The organism is Helicobacter sp. MIT 14-3879 (assembly GCF_003364125.1).
On record NZ_NXLP01000082.1, the window covers coordinates 1 to 4,996 of the forward strand.

At 35.2% G+C, this 4,996-nt stretch carries 5 protein-coding genes; 1 reads left to right on the forward strand and 4 read right to left on the reverse strand.

All coding sequences use genetic code 11. From position 1 onward, the window contains the following. Nucleotides 1–496, forward strand: a 496-nt coding sequence (locus tag CQA44_RS11200) for an EscU/YscU/HrcU family type III secretion system export apparatus switch protein (RefSeq protein ID WP_258865025.1), incomplete at its 5' end; no start/stop codon positions are given. Nucleotides 497–1,175: 679 nt separating this feature from the next. Here the strand turns inward: CQA44_RS11200 and CQA44_RS11205 are convergent. From CQA44_RS11205 to CQA44_RS11215, 4 genes are all read right to left on the reverse strand, one after another. Continuing rightward, nucleotides 1,176–3,242: a transketolase gene (locus CQA44_RS11205; RefSeq protein ID WP_115547309.1), complete on the reverse strand. Its 2,067-nt coding sequence runs from the start codon at nucleotides 3,240–3,242 to the stop codon at nucleotides 1,176–1,178. 622 nt (nucleotides 3,243–3,864) lie between these two features. Beyond that, complete coding sequence (locus tag CQA44_RS11210; RefSeq protein ID WP_115547310.1) at nucleotides 3,865–4,218, reverse strand: hypothetical protein; 354 nt, start codon at nucleotides 4,216–4,218, stop codon at nucleotides 3,865–3,867. 68 nt (nucleotides 4,219–4,286) lie between these two features. After that, nucleotides 4,287–4,439 (reverse strand): hypothetical protein, encoded by a 153-nt coding sequence (locus tag CQA44_RS12715; protein WP_181881893.1) that lies wholly within the window; start codon nucleotides 4,437–4,439, stop codon nucleotides 4,287–4,289. Continuing rightward, nucleotides 4,429–4,996 (reverse strand): AAA family ATPase (locus CQA44_RS11215; protein ID WP_147289799.1); only part of this gene is annotated, 568 nt, incomplete at its 5' end. The genes CQA44_RS12715 and CQA44_RS11215, both read right to left, overlap by 11 nt.

The following is a 4,996-nucleotide window of genomic DNA, read 5'->3' on the forward strand; positions in this document are numbered from 1 at the left end:
ATATATTAAGAGTTTAAGAATGAGCAAACAAGAAGTTAAAGATGAATTCAAACAACAAGAAGGTAACCAAGAGATAAAAGCAAAAATCAGACAAATCATGATGAAAAATGCTATGAACAAAATGATGAGTGCTATCCCAACAGCCAATGTTGTAGTTACAAACCCTACACATTACGCAGTTGCCTTACGTTTTGATAATGATAAAGAAGCTGCTCCTGTGGTAGTTGCTAAAGGAATAGATCATCTTGCTATTCGCATTAAAGGAATAGCAAGGGAAAATGAGATTCTAATCGTTGAGAATCCGCCTTTGGCGCGCGAGCTTTATCGCTTAGTTGATGTGGATAGAATGATTCCGCCAGAATTATTTAATGCCGTTGTCGAGTTGTTTCAATATGTTGCCATACTTGAGAGAAAAAGAGGTCGCGAACCAGAATTTATGCGAAAAGCACAACAAAAAGCAGAAATCCAAAATATTCAACGACAAAAAATCGCATAGTTATGGCATTCTTGTTGCGTATTTCTATCTTAGATTTTCTCTCAACCCCACAGACAGCAAAAAGACGCATTTATATTGTTTGGTCGTTAAAAATCTTTTTTCTCTTTTATGGAGAATTAATCTCTGCATTCTGTATTATGATTAAGCAAAACACATAAGGTTGCAATTTTATTTCAACACTGCTACTTTAGAAAGAATTTGTATGAGTTTGAATCTCTTTGCCCCCTAGTTCCATACATTTTGTACAGTCTGGAGCAAAACGCGCAACAAACATTCTATTGGTTAAACTCCACCTTACCAAAGACACTTCATTTTCTTATAAATTCCAAATGTTATGAGTAAAAGCGCAATAGCTATTTGTAGAAATGTATCCATTTAATAGAATCACATTCTATTGGGATACTATATTTTGCATCAATCACAAACCAACTTTTATGAGCAAAAAAACATTGGAATGATATATCCTCTTGTAATAGTCTTTTGACACTTACCATACTACAAGAATAAAATCATTCTACCGCATAATTTTTGCCATAAATCTTCTTTGTAAAATAAGTCAGCAACGCACTAATCATTTGTCATGGATACTTGCAACAAACATTAAGAGATCCATATAGCTCAATTTATGAAGCTAAAAGTTATCACAAATTCACAATAAACAATTTACCAAACTCTCTATTTAGCTACTCTCTAGTAGTTTTAATGCTTCTAAGCAAATATTTTTCACACCAAATCCAAATCTTTGAAAAAGTAATTCTCCCTTGCCGCTTGCGCCAAAGCTTTCCATGCAAAGCACCTTATCGCAAAATCTATACAGTTCAAAAGCTCGTAAAGCCTCAATCCCCAAGACTTTAGAATCTCCAAAAATATTCTGTCTATACTGTTCCTCCTGCGCAATAAAAAGCTCGAAGCATGGGAGGGAAACCACTTGTGTAGCAATGCCCTTGCTTGTCTTAGAATCTAATGCAAGATTCTTAAGAATCTTTTGTAGTTCTTCTGAATCTAATGTATAAAGATTCTCAAAGTTTTCCAATATTTTTTGTGCCTTTATTGCTAAACTGACTTCACTCCCGCTTGCAAATAAGGTAAGCTTAGGTTTCTTAGCATCAATGACGGAATAAGAAATGATATAACCCCCTTTTGCTACATTCTCTTTTGTGATAGAGCAAGATTCTATGAGCGGGAGATTCTGTCTTGTAAGAATAAAGCTTTGTGGCTTTGTCATTGTAAGGGCATTTTGCCATGCGTAGATATTCTCATTAGCATCAGCTACACGCCAATTTAATAGATGGGGCATAGCGCGCAAATGACTTAATTGTTCAATGGGCTGATGTGTTGCTCCGTCCTCGCCAACACCTATGGAATCATGGGTAAAAATATAGAAAACTTGTGCATTCATGAGACTTGCTACGCGAATGCTAGGACAAAGATAATCACTGAAAACAAAGAATGTCGCACAGTAGGGAGTGAAGATTCCATAATTTGCAAAAGCATTACAAATCGCCCCCATAGCATGCTCACGCACGCCAAAATGCAAATTCACGCCTAGTGGGAAATCGCTAGATTCTGTGATGCAAGTATTATTACTCGGGGCTAAATCCGCACTTCCGCCAATAAAACCGATGTTTGCTTTTGCTATGGCATTAAGAATTTGACCATTACTAGCTCTTGTCGCTAAAGAATCTTTCTCATTCAATGTCGCTTGTGCAAGAATAGATTCTGTATTATGCGGATTAAATTGCGGATAATCAACACAACTAAAGTCTTTTTTTAACAAAGATTCTAAAAGAGTTCGTTGTTCAGAATCAGCGAGAGCTTTTTGCCAAGAAAGATAAAACGATTCAGTGCGATTAATCGTTTCGGCAAAATGCCTCCTTAGCTCTTTGCTAATAAAGAATTCTTCTTGCTTTAATCCTAGTATCTCTTTCGTTTTAGCAATAACTTCCTCTCCCAAAGGAGCGCCGTGCGCATGATGGCTTCCCTCTAATGAATAGGCATTCTTAGCAATTTTTGTGTGTGCAATAATAAGCGTTGGTCTATCCCTACTAATATTTTTAAAAGCAGATTCAATCTCATTATAATCATGCCCATCTATTTCCTGCACAAAGAATCCTTGAGATTCAAATCGTGCGCAGATATTTTCATTAAAAGCAATACCTATTTCACCTTCAATGCTAATATTATTACTGTCATAAATAAGAATGAGATTTGCCAACTTATGAAGTCCAGCCAAAGAGCAAGCCTCATAACTAATGCCCTCTTCTAAATCGCCGTCGCCACAAAAACAATATACTTTGTGATTGATAATTTCATTCCCTAAAAGATGTGCCGCTTTCTTGCTAGCTAGCGCAAAACCTACGGCATTGGCAATCCCTTGCCCCAATGGTCCTGTGGTAATTTCTACACCATCTGTATGATTGTATTCAGGATGTCCGGGTGTTTTAGAATCCAATCTTCTAAAGCTCCTTAAGTCTTGTAAGCTTACATCATATCCCCACAAATGCAATAAAGCATAGAGAAGTGCGCTTGCATGCCCACCACTAAAAACTAACCTGTCGCGATTTATCCACGCGCTATCTTTAGGATAGATTCTAATATGGTTAGCAAGGATTATGGCAATATCTGCTAATCCCATTGGTGCGCCCGGATGTCCGCTTTTTGCTGCTTGTACCATATCAGCACAAAGCATGCGAAGCTCATTGGCGATAGTGCTTAAAATCATTGGTTTTTGTTTGGTATTTGTCATTGCTTATCCTATTTGCTGCTAATGCGAGAAGATATAGATATATAGTAAGATTGTTATGCTTTAGATTTTATAAAATTAACAAAAAAATTCTATTTCTATTAAGAAAAATACCAAATCGTTATGATTCTAACAAGAGGTTGCTGATTTAAGCAATGTCTCTTTCACGCTTGTCTTAAGAAAGACATTGCAAAGTGATTAATGGTGCGTAGAATCTCTAGTTTCTTTAACTATACAAATTGATAAATCCCCGTTTTAAGAATTCCAATGAAACGACATAAACATGAGAATTCCCTAGAATCTTACTCCTTAATTTGCTACACAAACTAGGAAGTATTTGGATAAGATTCTATGCAGACGTGATAGCAAGCAATCCATTGTGCCTATAAATGCAATCTCTTTATAGACAATCCCCTCCCTCTTTTTAGATTTAGCCCCCTATAATCCCTTGCAAACAAAAAGCTTAGCAAGAAAATTTTTAAGATACACGCTCTCACTTTAGAGGGTTATATTGAGAATCTTTTTTCGCAAGAAAATCTTAATTGAAAGACACACGGCTCTCACCTAGCTTATAGGGCTTAACTTTTACCCTTTTATCTTGTGCAGTGTAGAGATTTGGCATAGATTAAACTCCAAAAAAATGATAAATATCATTTTCTGCTGCATTGCCATTTGAATTTATTTCTATTTTTTTAAATTTTAACCTATTCCTGCCTGAAGCAGAGGTCGGATTTTTTTGTGAGGTTGAAGCAGGATAAATATAAATATATTCCCCATTTTCTACTGAAATTTCAAAATCTTTAGGTTTAAAGTGTTCTAAATAATTTTTATACAGATACTCAAAAAATATTTTAGAACTATTTATTTGCTTTAAGACTTTTTCACGATTTTCTTTATTATTGCTTGATTTCATTTCACAAAAAAATATGTACAAACCTTTATTTTTGCATATCAAAACGATAAAATCACAGCTATTCACTCTAGCTTTCCCTTCAAACAGATTCTCAATAGGTCGGCAATTATTGTGTTTTATGTCCTGTTATATGATTAACACATCATCAACATTTCCTTTGCTAAAATATATCTCTTTAATTGAGCTTGATTCTTCTTGTTCGCTGACACACAAGCATCCATTTTTTCTTTTGCTTTTAAGCTATGATGGATAGAATCTCTAAAATGAGATAAACTTTTATTTGTCATTGCTATCCTTTCTGCTTCTCATAGACTCCTCAAAAATCAATCCCTGATTCTCGTTTTGAGAATCAATAGGCTCATCAAAGGTTTCCATAAAAATTCCTTGCTCTTGCGTTATCTTTACTCCTCTCAAGGTATTTTTACCGCCGATATTTTCTGCTAAATACGCCTTAACTTTTTTAGATTCCAATCCGTATTCCTTGCTATATCCTTGTTTTGCAAACTTCTTAATCTGCTCATCAGTAAGATTCTTTAACATAATGCAATTACTCAATTCCCGCACAATATAATCACTATGTGTGGTAATAAATACCTTAATCCCTGCATTGACAAGCAAAGTAAGCAACCTAGCAACAAGAATCTGATTTTTAGGGTGAAGATTTAGCTCAGGCTCATCAATCATAAGAATATCACCCTTTTGTGCTTTGTGTAAAATATAATAATTTAACATCAATAATGAACGCACAGAACTAGAAGCTCTTTGCACCAAAAACCTACCTTTAGTAATCCTTTGCTTTGCGCCCGGTGCAAACTCTATACCCTCTGTGCCAACAATATATTTC

Bases quoted from the DNA above. Each gene is read 5' to 3' on its own strand.
- CQA44_RS11205 (WP_115547309.1), bottom strand. From the start codon at position 3,242: ATGACAAATACCAAACAAAAACCAATGATTTTAAGCACTATCGCCAAT.
- CQA44_RS12715 (WP_181881893.1), bottom strand. From the start codon at position 4,439: ATGACAAATAAAAGTTTATCTCATTTTAGAGATTCTATCCATCATAGC.